The organism is Streptomyces sp. NPDC057280, from assembly GCF_042668605.1.
Lineage (GTDB): Bacteria > Actinomycetota > Actinomycetes > Streptomycetales > Streptomycetaceae > Streptomyces.
In genome coordinates this window covers 1,270,924-1,295,692 of record NZ_JBHUYR010000001.1, presented here as the reverse complement: position 1 = coordinate 1,295,692, position 24,769 = coordinate 1,270,924, and the positions used below count along the sequence as shown (strand labels likewise).

General features: G+C 72.0%; 26 protein-coding genes, 1 tRNA gene and 1 pseudogene. 13 read left to right on the top strand and 15 right to left on the bottom strand.

What is annotated here, in order from left to right:
* Position 1: 1 nt before the first annotated feature.
* The 3 genes from ACFUO4_RS05990 to ACFUO4_RS05980 form a co-directional block, all read right to left on the bottom strand.
* Positions 2-1,405, bottom strand: a complete 1,404-nt coding sequence (locus ACFUO4_RS05990) for a glutamine synthetase (RefSeq protein WP_383480311.1) — start codon at positions 1,403-1,405, stop codon at positions 2-4.
* Between the two features lie 39 nt (positions 1,406-1,444).
* Complete coding sequence (locus tag ACFUO4_RS05985) at positions 1,445-2,251, bottom strand: SAM-dependent methyltransferase (RefSeq protein ID WP_383480309.1); 807 nt, start codon at positions 2,249-2,251, stop codon at positions 1,445-1,447.
* Between the two features lie 186 nt (positions 2,252-2,437).
* On the bottom strand, positions 2,438-2,767 hold the full coding sequence (locus ACFUO4_RS05980; RefSeq protein ID WP_383480307.1) for a hypothetical protein: 330 nt from the start codon (positions 2,765-2,767) through the stop codon (positions 2,438-2,440).
* A gap of 152 nt (positions 2,768-2,919) precedes the next feature.
* Between ACFUO4_RS05980 and ACFUO4_RS05975 the strand changes: the two genes are divergently transcribed.
* From ACFUO4_RS05975 to ACFUO4_RS05935, 9 genes and pseudogenes are all read left to right on the top strand, one after another.
* Positions 2,920-3,375: an ion channel gene (locus tag ACFUO4_RS05975; protein ID WP_383480305.1), complete on the top strand. Its 456-nt coding sequence runs from the start codon at positions 2,920-2,922 to the stop codon at positions 3,373-3,375.
* Positions 3,376-3,476: 101 nt separating this feature from the next.
* Positions 3,477-4,109, top strand: coding sequence for a helix-turn-helix domain-containing protein (locus ACFUO4_RS05970; RefSeq protein WP_079307404.1), 633 nt, complete (start codon positions 3,477-3,479; stop codon positions 4,107-4,109).
* 52 nt (positions 4,110-4,161) lie between these two features.
* Entirely contained in the window at positions 4,162-5,502 is a 1,341-nt protein-coding gene (locus ACFUO4_RS05965) for a M24 family metallopeptidase (protein ID WP_383480303.1), read from the top strand.
* Positions 5,489-6,467 (top strand): annotated as a pseudogene (locus ACFUO4_RS05960) (thiamine pyrophosphate-dependent dehydrogenase E1 component subunit alpha). Before ACFUO4_RS05965 ends, ACFUO4_RS05960 begins: the two are co-directional and overlap by 14 nt.
* A complete protein-coding gene (locus ACFUO4_RS05955) occupies positions 6,455-7,435 on the top strand; it encodes an alpha-ketoacid dehydrogenase subunit beta (RefSeq protein ID WP_383480301.1) in 981 nt (326 codons plus the stop codon). The pseudogene ACFUO4_RS05960 and the gene ACFUO4_RS05955 overlap by 13 nt, the downstream one beginning before the upstream one ends.
* A gap of 22 nt (positions 7,436-7,457) precedes the next feature.
* On the top strand, positions 7,458-8,801 hold the full coding sequence (locus tag ACFUO4_RS05950; protein ID WP_383480299.1) for an amidohydrolase family protein: 1,344 nt from the start codon (positions 7,458-7,460) through the stop codon (positions 8,799-8,801).
* Entirely contained in the window at positions 8,798-9,667 is an 870-nt protein-coding gene (locus ACFUO4_RS05945) for a cupin domain-containing protein (RefSeq protein ID WP_383480297.1), read from the top strand. The genes ACFUO4_RS05950 and ACFUO4_RS05945 overlap by 4 nt, the downstream gene beginning before the upstream one ends.
* Entirely contained in the window at positions 9,664-10,353 is a 690-nt protein-coding gene (locus ACFUO4_RS05940; RefSeq protein ID WP_383480295.1) for an SDR family oxidoreductase, read from the top strand. The genes ACFUO4_RS05945 and ACFUO4_RS05940 overlap by 4 nt, the downstream gene beginning before the upstream one ends.
* A 75-nt stretch (positions 10,354-10,428) precedes the next feature.
* Positions 10,429-11,673 (top strand): amidohydrolase, encoded by a 1,245-nt coding sequence (locus ACFUO4_RS05935; RefSeq protein ID WP_383480293.1) that lies wholly within the window; start codon positions 10,429-10,431, stop codon positions 11,671-11,673.
* 35 nt (positions 11,674-11,708) lie between these two features.
* Here the strand turns inward: ACFUO4_RS05935 and ACFUO4_RS05930 are convergent, their stop codons facing one another.
* The 5 genes from ACFUO4_RS05930 to ACFUO4_RS05910 all read right to left on the bottom strand — a co-directional run bounded on the left by ACFUO4_RS05930 (position 11,709) and on the right by ACFUO4_RS05910 (position 14,576).
* On the bottom strand, positions 11,709-12,521 hold the full coding sequence (locus ACFUO4_RS05930; protein ID WP_383480291.1) for an SAM-dependent methyltransferase: 813 nt from the start codon (positions 12,519-12,521) through the stop codon (positions 11,709-11,711).
* A gap of 117 nt (positions 12,522-12,638) precedes the next feature.
* On the bottom strand, positions 12,639-12,971 hold the full coding sequence (locus ACFUO4_RS05925) for a DUF3140 domain-containing protein (RefSeq protein ID WP_383480289.1): 333 nt from the start codon (positions 12,969-12,971) through the stop codon (positions 12,639-12,641).
* Between the two features lie 28 nt (positions 12,972-12,999).
* The gene (locus ACFUO4_RS05920; protein ID WP_079307397.1) at positions 13,000-13,479 is read right to left on the bottom strand and encodes a Dps family protein; all 480 of its coding nucleotides are present in this window, start codon (positions 13,477-13,479) and stop codon (positions 13,000-13,002) included.
* Entirely contained in the window at positions 13,476-13,766 is a 291-nt protein-coding gene (locus ACFUO4_RS05915) for a WhiB family transcriptional regulator (protein WP_383480287.1), read from the bottom strand. The genes ACFUO4_RS05920 and ACFUO4_RS05915 overlap by 4 nt, the downstream gene beginning before the upstream one ends.
* A gap of 12 nt (positions 13,767-13,778) precedes the next feature.
* Complete coding sequence (locus tag ACFUO4_RS05910) at positions 13,779-14,576, bottom strand: alpha/beta hydrolase (protein WP_383480285.1); 798 nt, start codon at positions 14,574-14,576, stop codon at positions 13,779-13,781.
* A gap of 109 nt (positions 14,577-14,685) precedes the next feature.
* Here ACFUO4_RS05910 and ACFUO4_RS05905 point away from each other — a divergent pair, with 109 nt between their 5' ends.
* Both ACFUO4_RS05905 and ACFUO4_RS05900 read left to right on the top strand, forming a co-directional pair.
* Positions 14,686-15,873, top strand: coding sequence for a thiolase family protein (locus ACFUO4_RS05905; RefSeq protein WP_383480283.1), 1,188 nt, complete (start codon positions 14,686-14,688; stop codon positions 15,871-15,873).
* Positions 15,874-15,973: 100 nt separating this feature from the next.
* Complete coding sequence (locus tag ACFUO4_RS05900) at positions 15,974-16,747, top strand: sulfite exporter TauE/SafE family protein (RefSeq protein ID WP_079307395.1); 774 nt, start codon at positions 15,974-15,976, stop codon at positions 16,745-16,747.
* Between the two features lie 21 nt (positions 16,748-16,768).
* Here the strand turns inward: ACFUO4_RS05900 and ACFUO4_RS05895 are convergent, their stop codons facing one another.
* Positions 16,769-17,557 carry a TIGR01458 family HAD-type hydrolase gene (locus ACFUO4_RS05895; RefSeq protein ID WP_079307393.1) on the bottom strand — a complete coding sequence of 263 codons (789 nt, stop codon included), beginning with the start codon at positions 17,555-17,557 and terminating at the stop codon, positions 16,769-16,771.
* A gap of 50 nt (positions 17,558-17,607) precedes the next feature.
* On the opposite strand from ACFUO4_RS05895, the gene ACFUO4_RS05890 reads away from it, so the two are divergent.
* Entirely contained in the window at positions 17,608-18,354 is a 747-nt protein-coding gene (locus ACFUO4_RS05890; RefSeq protein WP_079307391.1) for a cobalt-precorrin-6A reductase, read from the top strand.
* Here ACFUO4_RS05890 and ACFUO4_RS05885 read toward each other — a convergent pair.
* The 4 genes from ACFUO4_RS05885 to ACFUO4_RS05870 all read right to left on the bottom strand — a co-directional run bounded on the left by ACFUO4_RS05885 (position 18,341) and on the right by ACFUO4_RS05870 (position 22,309).
* Positions 18,341-18,757, bottom strand: a complete 417-nt coding sequence (locus tag ACFUO4_RS05885) for a hypothetical protein (protein ID WP_079307389.1) — start codon at positions 18,755-18,757, stop codon at positions 18,341-18,343. The genes ACFUO4_RS05890 and ACFUO4_RS05885 overlap by 14 nt on opposite strands.
* Before the next feature lie 43 nt (positions 18,758-18,800).
* A complete protein-coding gene (locus ACFUO4_RS05880) occupies positions 18,801-20,873 on the bottom strand; it encodes an MDR family MFS transporter (RefSeq protein WP_383480279.1) in 2,073 nt (690 codons plus the stop codon).
* A 97-nt stretch (positions 20,874-20,970) separates the two neighbouring features.
* Entirely contained in the window at positions 20,971-21,744 is a 774-nt protein-coding gene (cobF, locus tag ACFUO4_RS05875; RefSeq protein ID WP_383480277.1) for a precorrin-6A synthase (deacetylating), read from the bottom strand.
* Between the two features lie 49 nt (positions 21,745-21,793).
* The gene (locus tag ACFUO4_RS05870; RefSeq protein ID WP_383480275.1) at positions 21,794-22,309 is read right to left on the bottom strand and encodes a DUF309 domain-containing protein; all 516 of its coding nucleotides are present in this window, start codon (positions 22,307-22,309) and stop codon (positions 21,794-21,796) included.
* Between the two features lie 118 nt (positions 22,310-22,427).
* Here ACFUO4_RS05870 and ACFUO4_RS05865 point away from each other — a divergent pair.
* A tRNA-Pro gene (locus ACFUO4_RS05865) sits at positions 22,428-22,501 on the top strand.
* A 115-nt stretch (positions 22,502-22,616) separates the two neighbouring features.
* Here ACFUO4_RS05865 and ACFUO4_RS05860 read toward each other — a convergent pair.
* A complete protein-coding gene (locus tag ACFUO4_RS05860) occupies positions 22,617-24,269 on the bottom strand; it encodes a DEAD/DEAH box helicase (protein ID WP_383480273.1) in 1,653 nt (550 codons plus the stop codon).
* An 88-nt stretch (positions 24,270-24,357) separates the two neighbouring features.
* The gene (locus ACFUO4_RS05855; RefSeq protein ID WP_079307383.1) at positions 24,358-24,561 is read right to left on the bottom strand and encodes a cold-shock protein; all 204 of its coding nucleotides are present in this window, start codon (positions 24,559-24,561) and stop codon (positions 24,358-24,360) included.
* Positions 24,562-24,769 lie beyond the last annotated feature (208 nt).

The following is a 24,769-nucleotide window of genomic DNA, read 5'->3' as shown; positions in this document are numbered from 1 at the left end:
GTCAGTACTTCCAGCGGTACGCCGCCGCGATCCCGGCGTCGTCCAGCCCGGCGACGGACGCGATCTCGCCTTCCCGTACGGCGATCACCGCGTCGGCGAGGACCGGGCCGAGGGCGTCCCGCAGACACGCGTCCTCGCGGAACTCGGCGACCGCCTCGGCGAGCGAGGCCGGCAGTCGGCGTACCCCCAGGGCCGCCGCCCGGTCGGCGTCGAGCCGGGCCGGGTCGCCGGTGATCTCCTCGGGGAGCACGGCGGCCGAGGCGATGCCGTCGAGGCCCGCCGCGATGACGGAGCCGAGGGCGAGATACGGGTTCGCCGCCAGGTCGACCGGCTTGACCTCCAGGTTGGCGGCCTGGTCGCGCAAGCCTGTCGTGCCGGTGACGACACGGATCGCGGCCTCGCGGGTCTCGCGTCCCCAGGCGGTGAACACCCCGGCCCACTGGGAGGGTTTGAGGCGGAGACAGCTCGCCGGGCTCGGGGCGGTGACGGCCGTGAGCGCGGGCAGGTGGGTCAGGATGCCCGCCGCGAACGCCTCCGCGTCCGCCGTCATCCCGTACCGGCCCCCGCCGCCCGCATGCAGGTTGACGCCCTCGCGCCAGGCGGAGAGATGGAGGTGGCCGCCGTTGCCGACGCCCTCGGCGAAGACGGCCGGGGCGAACGAGACCACCAGCCCGTGTCGCTGGGCGACCGCGCGGATCGTCTGGCGTACGAGCACGCTCCGGTCGGCCGCCGCCACCGGGTCCAGGGCGCCGACCGAGACCTCGAACTGCCCGGCGGCGTACTCGGGATGGAGCTGATCGACCTCGACGCCCTGGGCCGCGAACGCCGACAGCAGATCGGCGGTGTAGTCGCTCAACTCGACCTGGCGGACGGCCCCGTAGGCCGGACCCGACAGCGCGGGTGTGAAGTCGCCCCGGGCCGCCGGGCCTTGGCCCACCGCCCACTCGACCTCGACGGCCGCCTTGAAGGTCAGGCCGTGCCGCAGCCCGGCGTCCGCGACGATCCGGCGCAGCAGCGTGCGGGTGCAGCCGGGGTGCCGCTCGCCCTCCTGGGTGATCCGGTCGACCGGCGCCCACGCCCAGCCGGGCTGTCCGGCGAGGACGACCAGCTGGTCGAGGTCGGGGTAGAGACGCAGGTCGCCGTCGGGGGAGCCCAGGACGTCGGTCGTCACGATGGAGTCGTTGGCGAGGAAGGTGTCGAACACGGGGGACATGCCGACGCCCCAGGCCGCCGCCGAGGCGAGCTTCGCCGTGGGGACCGTCTTCACCCGGCCGACGCCCGCGGTGTCGACGTAACTCAGCACCACCCCGTGCACGCCTCTCCCGGACAGCTCACCGCTCAGCGCGGTGGCGCGGTCGACGTCACCGGGACGTCCGCCGGGTACGGGGTCGGCAAGGGTGGTCATACGTCCTCCACGGCGGGGTCTGCCGGTACGGGTCCCGCGTCAGGGTTTCACGGCCACCGCGCCGAACTGCGGCACCACGACAGGCGAGTTCACGTCGGGCCGCCACTGCGAGCACGACACCAGGCCCGGGTCGAGGAAGTCGAGGCCCTCGAAGAACGCGGCGATGTCCGTGCCGCTGCGGGCCGTGATCGGTGGGGTGGCGTTCTCGTTCCAGAACTTCATCGCCGGGATCTGGCCCGCGCCGCCCAGCTCGTGGTCGAACGTGGGGTGGGTCAGCACGAGGCAGCTGCCGGACGGGACCGCGGCCAGTACCTGGCGGACGATGTCCCGGGCCTTGTCGTAGTCGAGGACGAAGTTGAGGATGCCCAGCATCATCACGGCGACGGGACGGGTGAAGTCCAGGGTGCCTCCGGCCCGTTCGAGGATCGCGGCCGGGTCGTGGACGTCGGCGTCGATGTAGTCGGTGACGCCCCCGGGGGTGCTGGTCAGCAGGGTGCGGGCGTGGGCGAGGACGATGGGGTCGTTGTCCACGTAGACGATCCGCGCGTCCGGCGCGATGCGCTGGGCGATCTCGTGGGTGTTGTCGACGGTGGGCAGACCGGTGCCGATGTCCAGGAACTGCCGTACCCCGCGGTCGGCGGCCAGATGGGTCACCGCGCGGCCGAGGAACTCGCGGTCGGCCCGGGCGATGTCCCGGATGATCGGGAACATGGTGGCGACGTGCTCGCCGACCTTCTGGTCGACCTCGTAGTTGTCCTTGCCGCCGATCCAGTAGTTCCACACGCGCGCGTTGTGCGCGACGGCGGTGTTGAGTCTCGACGACCCGCTGGCGGGGGTGTCACTCACGTCGTCCGTCCTCTCCTCGCCCCTGCGATCCCGCGATCCTGAGCTCCGGCGATCGTGGCACCGCCGACCGCAGGGGCCATTGTGCCGCCCGATGATCACGATGTCCCGGGAATCGGCAGAGGGGAGCGGAGGGGAGGGGAGGGGAGCAGAGGGGAGCAGAGGGGAGGGAGCGCGTCCGAGTGCGGCTCAGTCCGGCCGTTCGGGGGAGCGGTGGGGGAAACGGGGGCGGTGGCGCGGCGGGTGTGCGGCGTGTTCCTGTGCCGCCTTCCGGGCCCGCTCGGCGAGGCCCGCCTCCAGGACGTGTACGTTCCGGCCGCCGCACCGCGGGCAGACCGCTTCGGCGAGCGGCGATCTGACGGCCCGGCCCGCCTCGTCGACGTACTCCTGGGTGGTCAGGCCCGAGGGGTCCAGCGGGTCGGTGAAGAACATGACCCGGAAAGTGGCCTCCCAGCCGTGCCCGCAGGAGCCGCAGGCGAACGCGAAGGTCTCCGGCACGGATCGGGGCTGAGGGGTCACGGGTCCTCCGGTCCTCCGGCGTTCTCCAAGGGGCCCTCACAGCCCACATCGGTCGTGGCCGCGCGGCAACTCGAACGCCCCGCCCGGCATGCCCGCCCCGCGGGCGGCGCCGACACTGGGCCCATGGCCCGTCCGCGTCCCAAGGAGTCGTCATGCTGCCCGGATTTCTCACCAGGGCGGTCGCGTTGTTGCTCGGCCGGGAGGGCCGTTCCCTGCATCTGAAGGCGGCGGGAGCGGCGACGGCCGTGCTGGTCGCGGTGATGCTGGCCGGGTCATGGGCCGTGGTCGGGGCCGAGCAGGGGGCGCGGGGCGCGAATCTGACGTCGTACCCGAAGGCCCTGTGGTGGTCGATCGAGACCGCGACGACCGTCGGGTACGGCGACTTCTTCCCCGTGACCCCGTGGGGCCGGGTCGTCGGCGCGGTCGTGATGGTCGTCGGGATCACCACGTACGGCATGGTCACCGCCGCGCTCGCCACCTGGTTCGTCGGACGGGAGCAGAAGCGCCGGCACCATCTGGCTTACGGAGCACATGAGTTGGGCGAGGAGGCGGTGCGTGCGCTGCATGAGCGTTTCGACCGGCTGGAGCGGTTGGTGGACAGGAAGTGAGCACGCGTCGGCTCTCCTGCGTTCGGCCGATGCCCTGGTGCGGCGGACCGCGACGGCTGTTCAATGACACTGCACACATCCGCCCATGAGAGGTGCCGCCCGTGTCCCCAGCCGACGTTCCGCCCGTCGGCGCCCGCATCCGCCAGGCGCGCCAGGAGCGCGGCGTGAGTCTGCGCGCCCTGGCCCGCGAGGTCGGCGTCTCCGCGAGCCTGGTCTCCCAGATCGAGACCGGCAAGAGCCAGCCGTCGGTGAGCACGCTGTACGCGATCACGACCGCGCTGGGCATCTCCGTCGAGTCGCTCTTCGAGACGGGGGAGCCCGCCGTGGCGGCCGCCGGCCCTTCGCTGCCGCACGCCCTCGCGGCCTTCGCCGCCGATCCCGTACGCCGGATCGGCCCCCTGATCACCCCAGGTGACCGGGAAGTTCTGGAGCTGGACTCGGGGGTGGTGTGGGAGCGGCTCGGGCACGTCCCCGGGACGGACGTGGACTTCCTGCTCGTGACGTACCGGCCCGGCGGCTCCTCGTCCACCTCGGGTGGCCTCATGCGGCACGCCGGCACCGAGTACGGCTATCTGCTCTCCGGCGAGCTCGTTCTCACGCTCGGCTTCGACGAGACCACCCTGCGCCCCGGCGACGCCCTCTCCTTCGAGTCCACGACCCCTCACCGGTACCGCAACGACGGCACCGAGCCGGCCGTGGGCGTCTGGTTCGTGGCCGACCGAAGTGTTCAGTGAGGCTTGACACCCTCGTCGTGCGGTCGTTCACTCCGCAGTGGGGGTGGTCGCCATGGCGATCCGCACATTCGGACCCAACGCCGTCGACTGGGAACAGCGCATCGACCTCGACCGGCTGCGCCGACAGCGGCTGGCCCGGCTCCACGAGAGCCTGAACCGCTCCTCGCTCGGCGCGGTGCTCAGCTTCGACTTCGCCAACATCCGCTACATGACCGCCACGCACATCGGTACCTGGGCGATGGACAAGCTGATCCGCTTCGCCCTTCTGGTGCGCGACGGCGACCCGGTCGTCTGGGACTTCGGCTCCGCCGCCCGCCACCACCAGCTGTACAACCCGTGGCTGGACTACAGCGACGGCAAGGAGGGCCCGCCCACCGGCGCCCGTGCCGGCATCTCCACCCTGCGCGGTGCCTTCCACCCGGACGCGGGCATCGCCGCGGACGTGGCCGCGAAGATCGCCGCCGAACTGCGCGAACACGGCCTGGCGGGCGAGCCGTTGGGCATCGATGTCGCCGAGATGCCGGTCCTGGCCGCGCTGCGCGCCGAGGGCATCGACGTCGTCGACGGCCAGCAGGTCTTCCTGGAGGCCCGCCGCACCAAGACCCGCGACGAGATCTCCCTGCTCACCCAGGCCTGCGCGATGGTCGACGCGGCCTACGAGGAGCTGTACGGGTATCTGCGCCCCGGGGTGCGGGAGAACGAGTGCGTGGGACTGGTCAGCAAGGTCCTGTACGACCTCGGCAGCGAGTACGTCGAAGGCGTCAACGCCATCTCCGGCGAACGCTGTTCACCCCACCCGCACGTCTACAGCGACCGCCTGATCCGCCCCGGCGACCCGGCCTTCTTCGACATCCTGCACAGCCACCTCGGCTACCGGACCTGCTACTACCGCACCTTCGCGGTCGGCAGCGCCTCCCGCGCCCAACGGGACGCGTATGTGCGCTGCCGGGAGTACATGGACCAGGCCATCGCCCTCGTCCGCCCCGGCGCCACCACCGCCGACATCGTCCGAGTCTGGCCGCGCGCGGAGGAGTTCGGCTTCGCCGACGAGACCGCCGCGTTCGCCCTCCAGTACGGCCACGGGGTGGGCCTGTCGATCTGGGAGAAGCCCATCTTCAGCCGCCTGGTCTCCCTCGATCACCCCGAAGTCCTCGAAGAGGGCATGGTGTTCGCCCTGGAGACCTACTGGCCGGCCGCCGACGGCTGGTCCGCGGCCCGCATCGAGGAGGAGCTGGTCGTCACCGCGGACGGCTGCGAGGTCATCACCAGGTTCCCGGCGGAGGAACTCCTCGTCGCGGGCCGCAAGTACTGGACGGTCGGCGGCGAGCTGAACACGCGGCGGGAGTCGCAGTCCCATCTCAACACCACGGGTGCCGGCGATGGACACCGCTGAACTCCTCGCGATGTACGAGCGGATGGTCCTCATCCGCCGCACCGAGAAGGCCGCCCACGACCTCTTCCTCCAGGGCCTCGTCAAGGGCACCACCCACCTCGCCGCCGGCCACGAGGCGATCGCCGTCGGCGCGAGCGCGGCCCTGCGCGCCGACGACTACGTCTTCGCCACCTACCGGGGTCACCACCACGCGATGGCCCGCGGCGCCGGCCCCGAGGAGTGCCTCGCCGAACTCATGAGCAGGGCCACGGGGGTTGTGCGGCGCCAAGGGTGGCTCCATGCACCTCACCAAGGCCGCCACCGGCATGCTCGGCTCCTACGCCATCGTCGGCGCCCACCTCCCGATGGCGGCCGGTGCCGCGTGGTCGGCCCTGCTGCGCGGCACCGGTCAGATCGCGGTCGCCTTCTTCGGGGACGGCGCCACCAACATCGGCGCCTTCCACGAGGCGTTGAACCTGGCCGCCGTGTGGAAGCTGCCCGTGCTGTTCGTCTGCGAGAACAACCTCTACATGGAATACACGCCGATCGCCGACGTCACCGCGGTGGCCCGACCGGCGGCCGACCGGGCGCCCGCCTACGGCATCCCCGGCGAGAGCGTCGACGGCAACGACGTCGTGGCGGTGCGCGAGACCGTGGCCCGGCTCGCGGGGCGGGCCCGGGCCGGAGACGGGCCCGCTGTGCTGGAGGCGGCCACCTACCGGCACTTCGGGCACAGCAGGTCCGACCCGGCCACGTACCGTCCGGCCGAGGAGGTCGAACGCTGGCTCAGGCACGATCCGTTGGACATCGCTCGCGGCCGGCTCACTGAGCTCGGGGTGCCCGCGACCACGGTCACCGCGGCCGACGAGCGCGCGCGGGAGGCCGTACGACAGGCGGTCGACGCGGCGAAGAACGCTCCCGCGCCCGAGCCGGGGGACGCGTTGACCGACGTGTGGGCGGACGGAGGTGCCGCATGGCGGACGTGATCACCTATAGGGAGGCCGTCGCCGACGGCATCGCGCGGGAGATGCGGCGGGACGCGGCCGTGGTCTGCCTCGGGGAGGACATCGGTGCGGCGGGGGGCGTGTTCAAGACCACCGCCGGGCTGATCGAGGAGTTCGGGCCGGCGCGGGTGTGGGACACGCCCATCTCCGAACAGGCCATCGTCGGCGCGGCGATGGGCGCCGCGATGACCGGCATGCGGCCGGTCGCCGAGATCATGTTCTCGGACTTTTTGGCCTGTTGTTGGGACTACCTCGCCAACGAGATACCCAAAGTGCGTTACATGACAGGCGGTCAGGTCACCGTGCCCCTCGTCGTTCGCACCGCCAACGGCGGCGGGCTCGGTTTCGGCGCCCAGCACTCGCAGGCCACCGAGAACTGGGCGCTGACCGTCCCCGGACTGAAGATCGCCGCGCCCGCCACGCCCGCCGACGTGGTCGGCATGATGGCGGCGGCGATCCGCAGCGACGACCCGGTGGTGTTCTTCGAGCACAAGGGCCTGCTGGCGTCCAAGGGTGCGCCTGCGCCGCCGGATCATGTGGTCGAGCTGGGCCGCGCGGCCGTCGTGCGCGAGGGCGCCGACGTGACCCTGGTGGCCCTCGCCGCCATGGTCCCGCTGGCGTTGCGGGCCGCCGCGCTGCTCGCCGAGGAGAGCGTCGAGGCCGAGGTCGTCGACCTGCGCTGTCTGGTGCCGCTGGACATGCGTACCGTTCTCGCCTCGCTCGCCCGCACCTCGCGGCTCGTCACCGTCGAGGAGAACCCGTACCAGGGCGGCTGGGGCGCCACCGTCGTCTCCATCGTCGCCGACGAGGGCTTCGGCCTGCTGGACGCGCCCGTGCGCCGGGTGGCGGGGGAGTGCGTGCCGCTGCCGTTCGCCGACGCGCTGGAGGAGCGGGTCATCCCCACGGTCGACAAGGTCGTGACGGCCGTCAGGAGCCTGGCGGCGTACTGAACACCCCATGGAAGGAAGGGCGATGAGCAGTCGGATACTCCTTCGCGCCGGGCACGTGCTCTCCCTGGACCCCGACATCGGGGACCTGCCGAGGGGTGACGTCCTCATCGAGGACGGCAGGATCGCCGCCGTGCGGCCGGAGATCAGCGCGGACGCCGAAGTCCTCGACATGACCGGCCGGATCGTCATCCCCGGCTTCGTCGACACCCACCGCCACACCTGGGAGGCGTCCATCCGCGGGGTCGCCCCCGACGCCACCCTCGACGACTACTTCGTGGACATCCTCGACACCTTCGCCCCGCTCTACACCCCCGAGGACGTGTACGCGGCGAACCTGGCCGGCGCCCTGGAGTGCCTCAACGCGGGCATCACCACGCTCGTCGACTGGTCCCACATCAACAACACCCCGGCCCACCCCGACGCCGCGATCCAGGCCCTCACCGAGTCCGGCATCCGGGCGCAGTACGCGTACGGCAGCGCCAACACCTCCCTCGCCGACTACTGGTTCGAGAGCAAGATCGCGATACCGGGCGACGACGTACGCCGCATCCGCACCGAGTACTTCGCCTCCGACACCGGCCTGCTCACCCTGGCCCTCGCCACCCGCGGCCCCGGGTTCTGCGTCAACGACGTCGTCACCGCCGAATGGGCCCTCGCCCGCGACCTGGGCATCCCGATCACCGTGCACGTGGCGATGGGCCGCCTCGCCGGCCGCTTCGGCATGGTCAAACAGCTCCACGACCTCGGCCTCCTCGGCCCCGACACCACCTACATCCACTGCTGCTACCTCCACGAGGACGAGTGGCGGATGGTCGCCGACAGCGGCGGTACGGTGTCCATCGCGCCGCAGGTCGAGACACAGATGGGACACGGCTGGCCACCGGTGATGAAGGCGATCGAGCACGGACTGCGCCCGTCGCTCAGCATCGACGTCGTCACCACCGTCCCCGGCGACATGTTCACCCAGATCCGCGCGGCCTTCGGCGCCGAGCGCGCCCGGCTCAACGCGGACTGCTGGCAGGCCAACATGCCCGTGCCGAACACCATGTTGACGGCACGTCAGATGCTGGAGATCGCCACCCGCAACGGTGCCCATGTGGCGGGCCTGGAGGACCGCACCGGCTCCCTGACCCCCGGCAAGCGCGCCGACGTCGTCGCGATCGACGCCACCGCGCTGAACGTCGCCCCCGTGCACGACCCCGCTGCCGCCGTCACCCTGTCCGCCGACGTCTCCAACGTGGACACCGTCATCGTCGACGGCGTGATCCGCAAGCGGGACGGCAGGCTGACGGCCGACGTGGCGCGCGCCCGGCGCCTCGTCCAGGAGTCCCGCGACCGGCTCCTGGCGGCGAAGGCGGCCCGGTGACCGCGCACCTGGTGCGCCGCGCCGCCGAGGTCCCGACGCCCGAGTTCGGCGAACACGGCTACCACAGGCGGGAGTTGGTCGGTGAGGCGGACGGGAGCGTGCACACCGGCTTCGGCCTCTGCGAGCTGCGGCCGGGCGGCCGGATCGGCGCCCATGTGCACTCGTACGAGGAGAGCTTCCACCTCCTCGACGGGGCCGTGATCCTCGACGTGCCCGAGGGGTCGTACCTCCTCGAAGAGGGCGACTACGGCCTGCTGCCGACCGGTGTCCCGCACGCCTGGTGGGGCGTGGGGGACACCGGCGCGCGCTGGGCGGACATGCTCGCGCCCGTGCCGCGCGCCCGCTACGGCCACGACACCCAGCCCGTGCCCGACCTGCCCGCCCGGGACCCCGTCCGGATCGACGTCCGTGACCCCCGCACCCGCTCCTTCGGCCACTTCGAGCCCGCGCAGATGGACCCCGGGAAGCAGTCCCAGGACCTGCTGGCGGTGTCGGCGAGCATGCGGACCGCCCTGCTCGTCTACAGCGGGATCACGGTCAAGATGATGGTCGACGCCGACCTGGGCGCGGTCGCCTCCACGATGTTCATGGTGCAGTACGCCGTCGACGGCGTCGCGGGCACCCACGACCACCCCTTCGAGGAGACGTACTTGATCCTCGAAGGGGTGGTGGAGGCGACCTTCGACGACGCGCGGTACCACCTGGGGCCCGGCGATCTCGCCTGGGCGGGCGCCGGTTGTGTGCACGGGTTCACCAACGCCGGTGCGGGGCCGGTGCGTTGGCTGGAGACGCAGGCCCCGCAGCCGCCGTCCCGGCACTCCTACCGCTTCACCCGGGACTGGGACTATCTGAGGGGCGTGCGATGAACCGTGTCATGGTGATCGGCGGAACCTCGGGCATCGGCCGGGAGTTCGCCCGGATGCGCGCGGGACGCGGTGACGAGGTGCTGATCACCGGCCGGGACGCCCACCGCACCGACACCGCCGCCAAGGAGGTCGGCGCCCGCGGCCTCGCCCTGGACCTCTCCCGGCCCCGCGAGATCGGTGCCGCGCTGGCCGGTGTCGGACGCGTCGACCATCTGGTGCTGGCCGGGGTCTCCCGCGACGACAACCGGGTGGCCGCCTACGACGTCGACGCCGCCGTTCACCTCGTCACCCTCAAGCTCGTCGGCTACACCGAGGCCGTGCACGCCCTGCGCCCCGGCCTGCACGCCGACAGCGCCATCGTGCTGTTCGGCGGGCAGGCCAAGGAGCGGCCCTATCCGGGCGCGACGACCGTGGCGACCGTCAACGCGGGGGTCACCGGCCTCGTGCACACCCTCGCCGTCGAGCTCGCGCCCGTCCGCGTCAACGCCGTCCACCCGGGGGTGGTCGGGGACAGCCCCTACTGGCGGGACAAGCCGGACGAGGTGCTGGCGGGGCTGCGGGAGCGCACCCCGACCGGGCGGCTCGCGGCGATGGCCGACGTCGTGGACACGGTGGACTTCCTGCTGCGCAACCGGTCGGTCAACGCGGTGGGGCTGGCCGTGGACGGGGGATGGCTGCTGGGCTGAACCCGGCCCCGTGGTGGAGCCGCCGTGACGGGGAACCCGGTCAGGAAGGCCACTTTCGAGGAGAGAGGGAGCGCGATGACCGACCCCGCCGCAGTCGCCCGGCTCACCGAGGATCTGACCGCCGGGCTGAAGACCGGCGACCTGGAGGACTTCTACCGCGATCTGCACCGCCACCCGGAGCTGTCCTTCCAGGAGCACCGCACCGCCGCCCGACTCGCGGCGCGGCTGCGCGCGGCCGGGTTCACGGTGACCGAGGGCGTGGGCCGCACCGGCGTGGTCGGTGTGCTGGCCAACGGGGACGGGCCCGTGGTGTGGCTGCGCGGCGACATGGACGCGCTGCCGGTACAGGAGGCGACCGGGCTGCCGTACGCTTCGACGGTCGACGGCGTGATGCACGCCTGCGGGCACGACTGCCATGTCACCTGGCTCGCGGGAGCCGCCGAGGCGCTCGCCGCCGGGCGTGCCGCCTGGTCCGGGACGCTCGTGGCGGTCGGGCAGCCCGCCGAGGAGGCCGGCGGGGGAGCGGGCGTGATGGCCGCGGACGGGGTGCACGCGCGCTTCCCGTACCCGGACGTGGTCTTCGGCCAGCATGTCGTCCCCGGGCGCACCGGCTGCTACTCGCACACCCCCGGCCTGATCATGTCGGCGTCCGACGGCGTCGAGGTCGTCGTGCCCGGCGTCGGCGGCCACGGCTCGCGCCCCGAGTCCACCGTGGACCCCGTCGTCACCGCCGCGCACATCGTCACCCGGCTCCAGACGGTGGTCTCCCGGGAGGTCGCCGCGAAGGACTCGGCGGTGCTGACGGTGGGGCAGTTCCACGCCGGTACGAAGAGCAACATCATTCCCGCCGAGGCGCGGCTCGCACTGAACCTGCGCAGCCAGGACGACCGGGTGCGGGAGCGGATCCTTGCCGCGGTGCGGCGGATCGTCGAGGGCGAGTGCATGGCGGCGGGCTGCCCGGTGCCGCCGGACATCACCGTGGTCCCCGGCTATCCGAACACCGTCAACGACGCCGCCCTCGACCGGGAGATCGCGGCCGTGCACCGCGAACTGTTCGGCGCCGACGCGGTGTTCGACTTCGGACCGGAGATGGGCAGCGAGGACTTCTCCCTGCTCGCGCCGCCGGGAGTGCCGTACGACTACTGGTACGTGACCTCGACGCCGCACGAGGTGTGGGAGACGGTCCCGGGGGAGACGGACGCGGAGCGGTTCGGCAACGTGCCCGACAACCACAGCCCGTTCTTCGCCCCCGACCTGTCAGTACTGGCCCCCGGCGTACGGACGCTGGTGTCGGCAGCCCTGAGCCGTCTCACGGCCTGACGCTGAACCGCCTCACGGCCTGACGCTGAGCCGCCTCACGGCTTGATGCCGACCGCGCCGTACAGGGAGACCGGCCCGGGGCCGATGTCCGACTCGCCCTCCGCGAGTTCGGGGCGCCAGTCCCGTACGGACACTATCCCGGGCTCGACGAGGTCGAGTCCCGTGAAGAAGCGGCCCACTTCGGCCCGGTCGCGGGCGACGAGGGTGACGCCGGACGCCTTGTAGGCGGCGATGCCCTGGTGCACTTCCTCCGGCTCGAAGTCGGCCGTCATGCACGACAGCACCAGACAACTGCCCGGCGCCAGCGCGTCGACCAGGGTGCCGATGATGTCGTGGGCGCCGTCCTCGTCCGCGATGAAGTGCATCAGCGCGATCAGGGAGAGGGCGATGGGACGCTCGAAGTCGAGGATCTTGCCCGCCCGTTCGAGGATCTGCTCCGGCTCGCGGGCGTCGGCCTGGACGTACTCCGTCACGCCCTCCTCGGTACCGCGCAGCAGCGCGCCGGCGTGGGCGAGGACGATCGGGTCGTTGTCGACGTAGACGACCCGGGCGTCCGGGGCGACCCGCTGCGCTATCTGGTGCAGGTTGGGCTCGGTGGGGATGCCGGTCCCGATGTCGAGGAACTGGCGGATCCCCGCCGAGCCCACCAACTCCCGCGTGGCCCGGTGCATGAACCACCGGTTGGCCCGCGCGGCCCGCGGCGCGTCACCGCTCAACGAGGCGATCCGGCGGCCGAGTTCCTCGTCGACCGGGTAGTTGTCCTTGCCGCCGAGATACCAGTCGTAGACCCGGGCCGGGTGCGGCTTGGTCGTGTCGATCCGCGGGGCGGCCGGCTCGGTCCCGGTCACGTGTGACTCCTCTGCTCGCTCGGCAGGACTGCGAGCAGTGTTTCACGATCATCCGGGCGCGGCGGAGTCGGTCTTCGGCCACCTCTTTCGCGTCAACACCCTTGCCGCTCGCAGGCGTTACGGCCTGAGCGGATCGTGCCCCAGCGTCATCAGCCGGTGCCGCCGCCGGGTCTCCTCGGGCTCGGGTTCGTTCTCGACGTCGGCCTGGGCGGAGACGGCGTCGACCACCTCGTACATGACCTCGATGTCGTCGTCGGTGAGGTCCCTGCGCCGCTTCTGCAGGATCGCCAGGACATGCTGTCCGGTGGGGGTGCCGGCGTGCTCCGGCACGGGTTCCGTCTCCTCGGCGGCGTCGCTGACGCGCAGCCAGGCGGCGAGCTCCTGCGAGGTCATGTTGACGGCCCGGTGGAAGTCCTCCCACAGCGCGTCGAGTTCGAGGGCGTCCGTCATGGCGGCCTCCTTCGTCGTGCGTTCGCGGTCAGTCCCGGGGCCAGTTCTCCGCCTCGAACATCCAGCGCTGCTTCTCCAGTTCGGCGGTGATGCCGATCAGCAGGTCCTGGGTGACCGGGTCGGCCTTGTCGGTGGCGTCGATGCGGTCGCGCAGCCGGCCGATCGCGGACTCCAGCGTCTCGACGATCAACTGCACCACGTCGTCGTCCCGCAGCCAGCCCTCCTTCGCGCCGGGCAGCGCGTAGGCGGCGGCGATCGTCTCGGGCCGGCCGTCGGGCGGCAGGCCGAGCGCGGCGGCGCGCTCCGCCACCGTGTCGGAGTACGTGCGGGCCGTCGCGACCACCTCGTCCAGCTGGAGGTGGATGGACCGGAAGCGCGGACCCACGATGTTCCAGTGCGCCTGCTTGCCGACGAGCGAGATCCCGAGCAGATCCACGAGGGTGCCCTGCAACGCCTCTCCGGCCACCTCGCGGGCGGCGTCGGGAAGGGTGCTCTTCACCACAGTCATACGGTGCTCCTCCTTGGGGCATGGTTCGTGCCGGTACGGAGCAGCGCGTCGCGTTCCCGCTCGCAGGTGCCGCCCCAGACACCCGAGGTCTGTCCGCTGCGGAGCGCCCACTCGAGACAGTCGGGAGTCACCGGGCAGCGGGCACAGACCCGCTTGGCCGCCGCGATCTCGCGCAGCGCGGGGCCCTCCGTGCCCACGGGAAAGAACAGCTCGGGGTCCTCTCCCACGCAGGCCGCGTACCGCAACCACTCCATGCGGGCGCGGGTGCCCAGGGCGAACCGGTGCAAACGCCGTGACGATCAACCGTGGAAGACGCCCTCCAGGAAGCGTGTGAGGTCCGCGAACACCTCCGCCCGGTTCGTCTCGTTGAACACCTCGTGCCGGGTACCCGGATAGATCCGCTCGGTCAGCCTGCCCCCGCTGAGCCGCTCCACCCCGCCCCGGCTGCCCGACAGCGGCACCAGCCGGTCGTCGTCGCCGTGCAGCCACAGCATCGGGAGCGGGCCCACGTCACCGCCCTTGGCGACGGCCTCCAGCGTTCGTACGAACGACTCGACCGTCGGCCGCTTCATCGGCCCGTGCCACACCAGCGGATCCGCCGCGTACGCCGTCCCGACCGCGGGGTCGCGGGAGAGCGAGGCCGTGCTGATGGGGGTGTCCGGGATCTCGTCGAGGGCGAGCAGCTGCCGGGGGAGGTACCAGTCGCCGATGACCGGCCCGGACAGGACGAGCGCGGTGAGCTCGGTGCCGTACCGCTGGGCGAAGCGGGCGGCGATCAGGCCCCCCATGGAGTGACCGACGAGGACCAGCGGTGCGCCCGGATGAGTGGCGCGGGCCAGGTCCGCCACCGCGTGCACATCGGTGACCACGTCCTCGAAGTCCTCGACCAGCACCCGCTCGCCCGCCGATTTCCCGTGCCCCCGGTGATCCGGCCCGAAGACGGCCGCGCCGTGCGCGACCAGGACGCCGGCGAGCTCCTCGTACCGGCCGATGTGCTCCCCGTACCCGTGCACCAGCAGGGCCAGGTAGCGGGGCGCCGGGTGCGGCCACTCCCGTACGACGATCCCGGGAAGCGGGTGCTCGCGGGCCTCGGTCATGTCTCCTCCAGCTGCGTCGGTGAAGGTCCCGGGGGGATCTTCCCAGGTGGGTGACAGGCGGTCTATAGTCCAAAACTAGCAGCGCTAATTAACAGGTCAGGAGTCCGCCGTGCGCCCCGTCCACTTCGCGGCAGCCCGCCGCACCCCCCTTGGAAAGCTGCGCGGAGCGCTGTCCTCCGTACGTCCCGACGACCTCGCCGCGACCGTCATCCGCGGGCTCGTCGCCGACGTACCCGCGCTCGACCCGGCGCGCATCGACGACGTCTACTGGGGCGCCGCCAACCAGGCCGGCGAGGACAACCGCAACGTCGCCCGCATGGCCGCGCTCCTCGCCGGCCTGCCCGACTCCGTGCCCGGGGCGACGGTGAACCGGCTGTGCGCCTCCGGCCTCGAAGCCGTCACGACCGCCGCCCGCGCCATCGCCGCCGCCGAGGCTGACATCGTGCTCGCCGGCGGCTCCGAGTCGATGAGTCGCGCCCCCTTCGTGCTGCCCCGCCCCGACGAAGCCCTCCCGCACCGCATCGAGACCGTCGACACGCGCCTCGGCTGGCGCCTGGTCAACCCGGCCATGAAGGAACTCCACGGCCTCCTCTCCATGGGCGAGACCGCCGAGGAGGTCGCCACCCGCCACGGCATCTCCCGTTCCCGGCAGGACGAGTTCGCGCTGCGCAGCCACCAACTCGCCGCCCGGGCCCGCAAGGACGGCCACTTCGACGACGAACTCCTGCCCGTGGAGCGCCCGGACGGCGTCGTCGTCGACCTCGACGAGTGCATCCGTGAGGACACCTCCGTCGAGAAACTCGGGCGCCTCAAGCCGGTGTTCCGGCCGGACGGCACCGTCACCGCGGGCAACGCCTCGCCGATGAACGACGGCGCGGCGGGCCTGCTCCTGGTCAGCGAAGAGGCCCTGAACGACCTGGGGCTGGAGTCGCTCGGCCGCTACGTCGCCGGCGCCTCTGCCGGTGTGCACCCGGACGTCATGGGCATCGGCCCCGTCCCCGCCACCCGCAAAGTGCTGGCCCGCGCCGACTGGGGCATCGGCGACGTCCAGGAGGCCGAGTTCAACGAGGCGTTCGCCGCCCAGGCGCTGGCGTGCGTGGACCAGCTGGGCATCGACCCCGAGCTCGTGAACCCGAGCGGCGGGGCGATCGCCCTCGGCCATCCGCTCGGCTGCTCGGGCGCCCGCATCCTGACGACCCTGCTCCACCGCATGCGCCGCACGGGAGCGGAGCGCGGGCTGGCCACGATGTGCGTGGGGGTGGGGCAGGGGAGCGCGGTGCTGGTGGAGCGGCACTGACCACGCGCGGGCAGGGCCAGGCGGGGTCCCGCCGAGTGGGACCAACCAGCGAGACGCTCCTTACGGTGGCCGGATAGCTGCGCATAGCATCGGTCTCCGCATGAACACGATCACGCTCTGGGACATCTCCGGCTGGGGGTTCGCCGCACTCGCCTTCGCGGCGCTGCTCGTCGGCTTCTCCAAGACCGCCGTGAGCGGCGCCAACACCGTCAGTCTCGCCGTCTTCGCCGCGGTCCTGCCCGCCCGCGCCTCCACCGGCGTGCTGCTGCCGATCCTCATCGCCGGGGACGTGCTCGCCGTCCTCACCTACCGGCGGCACGCCCACTGGCCCACCCTGTGGCGGCTGTTCCCGGCCGTCGCGGCGGGCGTGGTCTTCGGGACGCTGTTCCTGGTGTGGGCGGACGACGCGATCGTCCGGACGTCGATCGGCGCGATCCTGCTGCTGATGGCCGGCGTGACGATCTGGCGCCGCCGCACCGCCGAAGCCGACGACGACCCGGACGCGGTCACCACCCGGGCGGGCCGCATCAAGGCCCGCTCCTACGGCGTCCTCGGCGGCTTCACCACCATGGTCGCCAACGCGGGCGGCCCGGTGATGTCGCTGTACCTGCTGTCGGCAGGCTTCCGGAAGCTCGGCTTCCTGGGCACGTCCGCCTTCTTCTTCCTGATCGTCAACACGTCCAAGGTGCCCTTCAGCGTGGGTCTCGGGCTGATCGACGGGAAGTCGCTGCTCCTTGACGCCGCACTCGTGGCGTTCGTCGTGCCCGGCGCGTTCATCGGCAAATGGGCTGTGAACAGGATCAACCAGCGACTCTTCGAACAACTCGTGATCGCGGCGACGATCGTCGGCGGCCTGCAACTGCTCCTGCGCTGACGTCCGCGCACACTGCGCCGCCTACTCCTGCGCCGACCAGGCCCGCAACAGCGCCGGCAGTTCCGCGAACGAGTCGATCACATGATCCGGCGTACCGCTCGCGTCCCGCAGCGTCTGCGGCAGGAACTTCCCGGTCCGCACCAGCACCCCGGTGACCCCGGCCGCCTGCGCCGCCAGCACGTCCGACTCGACGTCGTCCCCGATCATCACCGCCTCGTCCGCACCCACCCCCAGCCGGGCGAGCGCGGCGGCGAAGAACGCCCGCGACGGCTTCCCCGTCACCACCGCCTCGACACGCGCCGCCTGCTCCAGCCCGGCCAGGAACGCCCCCGCGTCCAACTGCAACCCGTCCCCGGTACGCCAGTACAGGTTCCGGTGCATCGCCACCAGCCGCGCCCCACGCTGGAGATGCCCGAACGCCCGGTTCAGCGCCGCGTACCCGAACTCTTCCCCCGCGCCCCCCACCACGACGACGTCCGGATCGTCCTCGACCAGACTCACGCCCTCCAGGTCCTCCCGCACGTCCCCGCTGTTGAGCAGCGCACACCGCGCCCCCGGAAAGTGCTCGGCGAGATACGCGGCCGTCACCGCCGGCGCCGTCAGGATGTCCTCCGCCGCCACCGGGAAGCCGGCCCCCGCGAGCGCCCCGGCGATCGACGCCCGCGTCCGCGAGGTCGTGTTGGTCACCAGGGCGACTCCCAGCCCGGCCGCCCGGATCTCCCGCAGCGCCTCGACGGCGCCGGGCAGCGGCTCCCAGGAAACGGTGAGCACACCGTCGATGTCGATGAGCACAGCACGCACAGACGTCATGCCCGGACCATAGCGAGAGTGCCCGGGGCGACCACCGTAGGCTCTGCCCCATGTCCCCCCACGTCCTCATCCTCGGCGGCACCACGGAGGCCCGGGAACTCGCCGCCGCGCTCACCGCACTGCCCGGCGTCAGGGTCACCACCTCCCTTGCCGGCCGCGTGACCCGGCCGGGCACGGTCACCGGGGACATCCGCATCGGCGGTTTCGGCGGCGCCGACGGGCTCGCCGCGTGGCTGCGGGACCAGCGCGTGGACGCCCTCGTCGACGCCACCCACCCCTTCGCCGAGGCGATCACCGCCAACGCCGCCCGCGCCGCCGCGGCGACCGGCGTCCCGGCGGTGGTCCTGCGCCGCCCGGGTTGGCGACCCGGCCCGCAGGACCGCTGGTACCCGGTCGGTTCCCTGGCGGAGGCCGCCGGTCTGCTCCCCCTGCTCGGCCCCCGGGTGTTCCTCACCACGGGCCGCCTGGGTCTCGCCGCCTTCGCCCACCTGACGGAGCTTCACTTCGTCGTACGGTCCGTCGAGTTGCCCGAGCCCCCCATGCCGCCGCGCACCGAAGTCCTGCTCGCCCGCGGCCCGTTCACCGTCGACGACGAGACCACCCTCCTCACCACGCACTGCATCGACGTCGTGGTGACGAAGGACAGCGGAGGAGCGGCGACGGCCGCCAAACTCACGGCCGCCCGCCGGCTCGCGCTCCCGGTCGTGGTCGTACGACGTCCACCCCTGCCCGCAGATGTGACGGCCGTGCCCGATGTCGCCGCGGTCCTTCAGCGGCTCGGCCTCAGCCCGCGATGACTGAGGCCCGCATCCGCTCGATCACGCGCAGCACCTCGGTGCGGTTCTTGGCGCTCTTGATCCAGGCGGGCAGCCGCCCGACGCAGGTCATCTTCCGGCCGTGCTCGTACCAGGGGTCCCGCTCCCGCAGGTCCGCCGCCACGAACCGGCGGATCAGATCGAGGTGTTCGAGGTTGTACGCCCAGATCTCGCCGTGCCTGGTTTCGGAGCGCAGCCACAGCGGCGGCCGACCACAGCAGCGACTGGTCCGGCACAGCCCGCACGACCGGCAGACCACCCGCGCCTCGGGACGGGTGTGCCGCTCGTAGTGGGCGACCCGGTCGCAGCGCGGGCAGCGGACCAGAGCCGAGTCGGCGAAGTCGTAGGAGGTCAGGCCGGGATCGTGGAAGCGGACGGGAGACATGCCGGGAGTATGACGGCGGCCCGGGCCGCCGGGCATCCGGTTTTCAGTGGCTCGCGGCCAGCTCCGGCTGCCGCTGCGGCAGCCCGGTGCTGAGGTCCTCCACCAGCAGCCGCTTGGAGATCGTGTCCACCGCGGCCCGCAGATCGGTGCCCGCCGGGCGGCCGATGTCCTGCTGCACCCGCTCCTCCAGCCAGCTCGCCCAGGCCTTGCTGATGACCCGGGCCTCGCGGGCGCCCGCCTCGGTGTGCGAGAACAGGGAGCCCGCGCGGCTCAGATAGCCCTCCTCGACCATCCGGTCGAAGACCGGCAGCAGCACCTCGGGCGGCATGTGACGGCGGGCGGCGATCAGCCCGAGGCTGGCGTGCCCCACCAGCCGCGTGAACAGTTCCACCTGCATCACCGCCCACGCGCCCGCGATGTCGAGGCGGGTGTCGGAGTCCGCCATGATCCGGCGCGCGGTGTCCAGATCCGTCCCGCCGATGATCTTCCCGACGGCCGCTTCCAGCACCCGCTGCGAGTCCGCCCCCGACGGCTGCCCGAACCCCTCACCCATGTCGGTCGAGCCGGCCCGGGCACTGTCGCGCAACTGCACCTGCTTGAGGAACAGCGCCACGACGAAGCCGAGGGCCGCGACCGGCACCGTCCACAGGAACACGGTCTGGATGGTGTCGGCGTAGGCGTCGATGATCGGCGAGGCGGCGGCCGCCGGTAGCTGGTGCACGCCCTCCGGGCTGGTCGCCGCCTTGGCGATGGTCGCGGGAGCGACACCGCTGCCCGCCCGGGCGGCCTCGGCGACGGCGTCCTTGAGGTTCGGGGCCAGGGTGTTGGCGTAGATCGTGCCGAAGACGGCGGTGCCGAACGAACTGCCCAGCGTGCGGAAGAAGGTGACGCCGGAGGTCGCGGTGCCGAGGTCGGCGTACTCGACGGTGTTCTGCACGGCGATCGTCAGCACCTGCATGCACAGGCCGATGCCGGTGCCCAGCACGAACATGTACAGCGACTCCAGCCACGCCCCGGTGTCCGGCCCCATCAGCGACATCAGATACAGCCCGAGCCCCATCACCAGGGAGCCGGCGATTGGGAAGAGCCGGTACTGCCCGGTCTTGCTCACCACGTTGCCGCTGACGACGGACGCGATGAGCAGGCCGATGACCATGGGCAGGGTGCGGACTCCGGAGACTGTGGCCGAGTCGCCGTCGACGTACTGGAGGTAGCTCGGCAGATACGTCATCGCGCCGAGCATGGCGAAGCCGACGATGAAGCTGAGGATCGAGCAGACCGTGAACACCGGGTTGGCGAACAGCCGCATCGGCAGCATCGGTTCCTTCGCCCGGGTCTCCGCCCAGCAGAACAGGCCCAGCGCGATCGCGCCGCCGACGAACAGGCCGATGATGACGCCGGATCCCCACGCGTACTCGTTGCCGCCCCAACTCGTCGCCAGGATCAGGGCGCTGGCGCCCGCCGCGACCAGGGCGATGCCGAGGTAGTCGATGACCGGCCGGGACGCCGACTTCACCACGGGGATCGTGCGGGCCGCGGCGATCACGACGACGATCGCGATCGGCACGTTGACGTAGAACGCCCAGCGCCAGGTCAGATGGTCGGTGAACAGCCCGCCCAGCAGCGGCCCGATGACGGTGGCCACCCCGAACACGGCGCCGATCGCGCCCTGGTACTTGCCGCGCTCGCGCAGCGGGATGACGTCGGCGATCAGCGCCATCGCCGTCACCATGAGGCCGCCCGCGCCGACGCCCTGCACGGCCCGCCAGGCGATCAGCAGCGTCATGTTCCCGGCGAGACCGCACAGGAACGAGCCCGTGATGAACACGATCGCCGAGACCTGGAAGACCACCTTGCGGCCGAACAGGTCGCCGAACTTGCCCACCAGGGCGGTCGAGACCGTCTCCGCGAGCAGATAGGCGGTGACCACCCAGGACATGTGCGCGGCACCACCGAGGTCCGACACGATCGTCGGCAGCGCGGTGCCCACGATCGTCTGGTCCAGGGCCGCCAGCAGCATCCCCAGCATGATCGTCACGAAGACGACGTTCCGCTGGCGCTTGTCCAGCACCGGCGGCTCGGCGGCGGGCGGCGCGGCTTCCTCGGTGATCGTCACGAGGTCACGATCACACCGGTGGCCCAGCCCCGCATGCGGGACGGGCCCGCTTGGGTGCCCTAGGGCCTGTCCGGCGGATCAGGTCGCAGGAGAGGCCCTAAGGCTGCCCGGGGTTGCGGCGCAGCAGATACGTGTCCATGATCCAGCCCTTGCGCTCCCGCGCCTCCGACCGCAGCCGCTCGATCCGCGGCCCGGCCTCGGCGATCGGTCCGGAGGCGAGGATCTCGTCCGGGGTGCCGATGTAGGCGCCCCAGTAGATGTCGATGTCGTCGTCCGCGTACTGCCGGAAGGTCTGGTGCGCGTCCAGCATCACCACCACGTCGTCCACCCCCTCCGGGAAGCCCTCGGCGAGCCGCCGACCGGTGGTGATCTGCACCGGCCGGGCGACCCGGTTCAGCCCGGTCCGGTGCCGCGCCACGAGCGCGGAGACGCTGCTGATGCCCGGGATGACGTCGTACGCGAACGGCACCGCGCCGCGCTCCAGGATCTCCTCCAGGATGCCCAGCGTGCTGTCGTACAGCGCCGGGTCGCCCCACACCAGGAACGCGCCGGTCTCGTCCTCGCCCAGCTCCTCGGCGATCAGCCGCTCGTAGATGGCCGCCCGCGCGCTGCGCCAGTCCCCGACGGCGGGGGAGTAGGCCGCGCCGCCGGCGGTCCGGTCGCGGTCGGGGTCACGCGCCTCGACGACGCGGTACGTCCCCTCCGGTATGTGCGTGTGCAGCATGTCCCGGCGCAGGTCCGTGAGATCGCTCTTCACCTCGCCCTTGTCGAGGACGAAGAACACGTCCGTGTCCCGCAGCGCCCTGACCGCCTGGAGGGTCAGCTGGTCGGGGTCGCCCGCGCCGATACCGATGACATGAATCTTTCGCACGCCCCGAGTCTGCCGTACGCCACTGACAGTGACGGCACCGCGTCCCGGCTCACGGTCGCAGGCGGGGTGCCCGGGCCCGCGGGTCGACGTCCTGCCCGCCGTCCTCCACGTCCTGCGCCAGCTCCCGCGCCCACCCGGCGAGACCGGCGAGATCCATGCCGTACGGCTGCGGCCGCGCCGCCCGCGACGCCCAGGCCTCCACCGCCCCGGCCCCGCGCCGCAGCAACCGCGCCCCGCCCGTGACGTTGCCCCGGGCCGCGTGCGTGAGCCCCACCGCGAGCTGGGCCAGCCCCCGCCACAGCTCCCGCTCCTCCTCGGGCCCCGACTTCCAGGCGTCCTCGAACACCTCGTGCGCATGGAACGGCTTCCCCGCGTCCAGCAGCTCCTGAGCCTCCACGACGGACTGCTCCGGCGTCCGCACCACCCCCTCGGGCTGCCGCTCGACACCGTCCGCGCCGTACGGCAGCGGCCGCCCGAGCCCGTCCCGCGGCCGGGCATTGCGCGCCCGCCCCTCGTCGTCACGGTCCCGCGCCCCGGTCGGCCGTCCTGAGGATGTGCTGCCCATACGCCGATTGTCCCGCGCCCCCCAGGCGCTCCTCACCGGGCCCTCTTCGAAGCGGTCCCCGGCGTGCGGTAAAGTACTCAACGCGTGATCACGCGGTTGCACCGCGCGCGAAACGCACCGGGACGTGGCGCAGCTTGGTAGCGCACTTGACTGGGGGTCAAGGGGTCGCAGGTTCAAATCCTGTCGTCCCGACTTCTCCACATCGTGGAAGTCGTATCGCAAAGGCCGTTTCAGAGGCATCTGAAACGGCCTTTCGGTTGTGCTGTGGCGGAGGGGGCCGGTCTGTGACCGGCCCCCTCCGCGTGTTCTAGGCAGCGCCCCCCGTGGCCCGGCGGGGCGCCGAGCGGCGGCCGCCGGACGTGCGGGCGGCCTGACCGGACGTGCGGGCGGCCTGACCGGAGGCCGCGCGGCTCGCGGTACCGCCGGTCCCGGACCGGCGGGTGGCGGAGGTCCGGCCCCCCGCGGCGGGGGCACCGCTCTTGGCCTTGCCGGCAGTGGAGCGGCGGCCGGCGCCTTCGCCGCCCGCCCTGGTGGCACCGCCCGTCGAGGCCGGGGCCTGGGTCTGGGCCTCGCCGCCGCCGCGGCGTCGACGTCCGGACCGGCCCCCGGGCTTGGCCCCGGCCTTCCGGTCCGGGCGGGACGCCGCCGGTGCCGCCGGCTGCGGGACCTCGATGGTGACGGCCACGCCGGAGGGCTCGCGGGCGCCGGTGATGGTCGTCAGCGCGGCGTCGCCCGACGTGACGCGGGCCGTCCGGGGGCGGATGCCCGCGTCCGACATGAGCCGGGTGACCTCCCGCTTCTGGTCGGGCAGGACCAGCGTGACCACGCTGCCGGAACCGCCGGCACGGGCCGTGCGGCCACCGCGGTGGAGGTAGTCCTTGTGGTCGGTCGGGGGATCGACGTTGACGACGAGATCGAGGTCGTCGACGTGTATGCCCCGGGCCGCGACGTTGGTCGCCACCAGCGCGGTGACCTGGCCGTTCTTGAACTGCTCCAGGGTGCGGTTGCGCTGCGGCTGGGAGCGGCCGCCGTGCAGGGCCGCCGCCCGGACCCCGACGGACAGCAGCCGCTTGGCCAGCCGGTCCGCGGACCTCTTGGTGTCGAGGAAGAGGATGACCCGGCCGTCACGCGCCGCGATGCGCGTGGTGACCGCCTTCTTGTCGGTCTCGTCCAGGACGTGCAGCACGTGGTGCTCCATGGTGGTCACCGCGCCGGCGGAGGGGTCCACGGAGTGGACGACCGGGTCGGTGAGGAAGCGCTGCACCAGACGGTCGATGTTCTGGTCGAGGGTGGCCGAGAACAGCATCCGCTGCCCGTCCGGCCGTACCTGCTGGATCAGCTTGGTGATCTGCGGCAGGAACCCCATGTCGGTCATCTGGTCGGCCTCGTCCAGCACCGTGATGCCGACCTGGTCGAGCACGCAGTCGCCGCGCTCCACGAGGTCGTTGAGCCGGCCCGGCGTCGCCACCAGTACCTCGGCGCCGCGCCGGAGGGTGGCGGCCTGCTTGGTGATGGAGAGCCCGCCGACCACGGTGGCCATCCGCAGGTTGACGGCCGTCGCGTACGGCGCCAGCGCGTCCGTGACCTGCTGGGCGAGTTCCCGGGTGGGCACCAGCACGAGCGCCAGCGGCGCCTTGGGCTGGGCGCGCAGCCCGGACGTACGGGCCAGGAGCGCGAGCCCGAACGCCAGGGTCTTGCCGGAGCCGGTGCGGCCGCGGCCGAGCAGGTCACGGCCGGCGAGCGAGTTCGGCAGGGTGGCGCCCTGAATGGGGAACGGCGTGGTCACGCCCTGTGCGGTGAGGGTCTTCAGCAGCCCCGCGGGCATGTCCAGGTCGGCGAAGTCCTCGACGGCGGGAAGTGCGGGAGTGGTGCTTTCCGGCAGCCGGAATTCCTTCGACGGCGACGCGGACGGTGAGGGGGACGAGGCGCGCCGGTTCGACTTCTGGGGCCTGCGGGACATGCGGTGGTCTGCCTTCCTGGAAACAGCACAAACCGGGGTCCGCACCAAGACGGTGCGGACCCCGGTGAGCGGAATACGCGTCCGGCGATCAGGCGGGGACGATGTTCTCCGCCTGGGGGCCCTTCTGGCCCTGCGTGACGTCGAAGGCGACGCGCTGGCCTTCCTGGAGCTCACGGAAGCCCTGGGACTGGATGTTCGAGTAGTGGGCGAAGACGTCGGGGCCGCCGCCGTCCTGCTCGATGAAGCCGAATCCCTTTTCAGCGTTGAACCACTTGACGGTTCCCTGTGCCATGACTTTCTCCTTCAGTAGGCAGAGGCCCCATCCGGAGATGCCGGAAAAACAAATAATGCGCCTGATGGATAAACATTCCCGTCAGGCGCACATAGGTTCATGGGTACCACAACTGCAACTCTGAGATCCTAACACGTCACGCGGCTCGGCGCTCGGGATGATAGAAGGCGGGCATGACCGACTCGCACATCCTCCGTCTCCCGGCCGG